Source organism: Armatimonas sp., from assembly GCF_043760365.1.
Classification (GTDB): domain Bacteria; phylum Armatimonadota; class Armatimonadia; order Armatimonadales; family Armatimonadaceae; genus Armatimonas.
Genome location: NZ_JAYUPA010000199.1, coordinates 1 through 2,109, shown reverse-complemented (window position 1 = coordinate 2,109; position 2,109 = coordinate 1). Strand labels below are relative to the sequence as shown.

The 2,109-nt window shown below is 57.7% G+C and carries 2 protein-coding genes; both read right to left on the bottom strand.

What is annotated here, in order from left to right; genetic code table 11:
- Window positions 1-105 precede the first annotated feature (105 nt).
- The gene (locus tag ACH2EH_RS04870; RefSeq protein ID WP_395139485.1) at window positions 106-1,833 is read right to left on the bottom strand and encodes an alpha/beta hydrolase family protein; all 1,728 of its coding nucleotides are present in this window, start codon (window positions 1,831-1,833) and stop codon (window positions 106-108) included.
- A 54-nt stretch (window positions 1,834-1,887) separates the two neighbouring features.
- The coding region (locus ACH2EH_RS04865) for a hypothetical protein (protein WP_395139483.1) at window positions 1,888-2,109 on the bottom strand (222 nt) is incomplete at its 5' end.

Here is a 2,109-nt window from a genome sequence, read left to right as displayed (position 1 = left end):
AGGGTAGTCATACGGATTCACTTTGCCTTACAAAGAACTTCGCAAACAAAATATCACGGTTTAGTCCATTGGTCAAGTGATCAAGCCCAGTTTACCCGTAGTCCGCTAGCCTTTGTAGTACCCAATGCTCTTCAGCCAAGCCATCGTCTCCTCATAACTGAGCTTTTCAGGCTCCAGCCGACAGGAAATATTCTCGGCGCGGAACTTTCTCTGTGTGTTGTGTAGCAGCAATGGCTTTGCATTGGCTAGGAGCGCTGCGGTGTACAGGCCCCCGATCCCCCGCAGCCCTGGTGCGTAGGCTCGCTCCAGATAGGCGTCATCGTCATCGGCGGCAAAGCCCTGCATATCCACAATCGTCGGCCCAGGACAGAGATCGGGAGCGAGAGCACGCGCCAATAAAACCCAGAGACCTGCTTCCCCGTCACCGATTAGAACCGTCGGCCCAGCATCGTTTTTCGTCCTGTTCTGCACGAGAGAATCGATCACCGCCTGCACTCGATCTCCCAGTACCGTCCGGTTGTAGCACGAGTAGAAGTCCTTCCAGAGAGCGCCACTATCCTGAGTAAGCGGGGGAAGGACTAGGCCCGTGCTCCCCGTACTCACAGAAACCTGCGTGTGTACTCTTCCCACGCCCTTGATGGTCGGTACATCCACCGCCAGCGCAATCGCCAGCCCCTTTCGGAGCAACTCGCGGGATTTCTTGTCGTTCTTCTGGCGCAGGGCTAGAACCGCCTCAGCCCGCTCGCGCTTCAGACCAGCGAGCAACTCCGTGTCGCTCTTGCCAGCAGGACGCTTCACCCGGAGCTGCTTGGGGTCGAGCTCCAGTGGCCTCTCGCGCTCACCCGCCTCGCCGCGCAGGTGCTTCTTGAAGAACGCGTACATCGCCTCACGGCTCTCGACATTGTAGTTGTGGCCGTAGTTAAACTGCACCCACTGCAAGTTCTCTGGCTTCCCGTACAGCTCGTAGACTTTCTTAGCCGCCGGGCCTTCCTCAAGCGGCACTTTGCTGGTCCAGTCGCCCGTGCACGAGACAAAGAGCTGCGGCTTGGGGGCAAACACCGATGCTACCTCCACGTTATCCGTCCCCACCCGCAGGCCCGGCGCGTTCTCACAGTTGCAGCCCCCCTGCATGGTGGAAGAGACCATGTTCACCGGCACACTCACTTGCACTCGGTCGTCTATTGCAGCAAGTAAAAATGTCTGAGAGCCGCCGCCCGATGCCCCCGTTGCCCCCAGTTTTTTCTTATCGACAAATGACAATGACTGTAAATAATCCAGAACTCGAATACTATTCCAGGTCTGCACGCCTAGCTCACTCACGCCCCAGAGCCACTGATCCAGGCTCGCGCCGAGCTTTCGATGCACAAACTGGTCGGTGTCGTTGTAGCCCAGCATGTCATACGCAAAGACCACAAAGCCCTGCCGCGCTAAACTGGCCGCCAGATTCACAAGATCAGCTTTCCCCGCCCCACGCGCACCCGGTGCAGGAGGCGCTTTTGGCACATCAGCCTCGCGCTGCAACCGCCCCTGATCCCAGTGCCCGTGCATATTGGCAATCGCCGGAAAGGGCCCTGTCCCCTTCGGCTTGTACAGGCTCCCGCAGAGCCAGAACCCCGGAAAAGTCTCCAGCGCCACGTTCTCAATGGTCATATCCGCCAGCTCCACCGTACTGGTGACCTTGGGTTTTAGCGGCGTCTTCTTCGGCAGTGGCCAGAGCCCACACGAGAACAAAATCCGCTCCCGGATTTCTTTCGCGCGGGCTTCCCACGCCTCACGAGTGGCGGGTGCAGAAAACAAATGAGGGGTATTCAGATCACGCGGCGGTGCAGACATGATAATTGCTCCTAGAGAAATTAGCTGAGATTTGGTGACAGTTTAACAGATTTATCACCGAATTTTATAGAGCAGGTACTCGCCTTGCTGAGCGGCGACAGGATAGCGCTGGCGGAAGAAATTTTCGTCGAGTGGGAGGCGTTTGCTGTTGTCACTATGGCTGGGAATGTCGCCACGCTCGCGGGGGGTGACTGCCACGTAGTCAATCCCGTATTTTTTGAGGAGTGCCTCGGCTTCGGGCGGCGAGGCGGCTGTGTAGATCGCCAGCATCGCGTC

Coding starts and splice junctions, on each gene's coding strand:
- ACH2EH_RS04870 (WP_395139485.1), bottom strand. CDS start 1,833: ATGTCTGCACCGCCGCGTGATCTGAATACCCCTCATTTGTTTTCTGCA.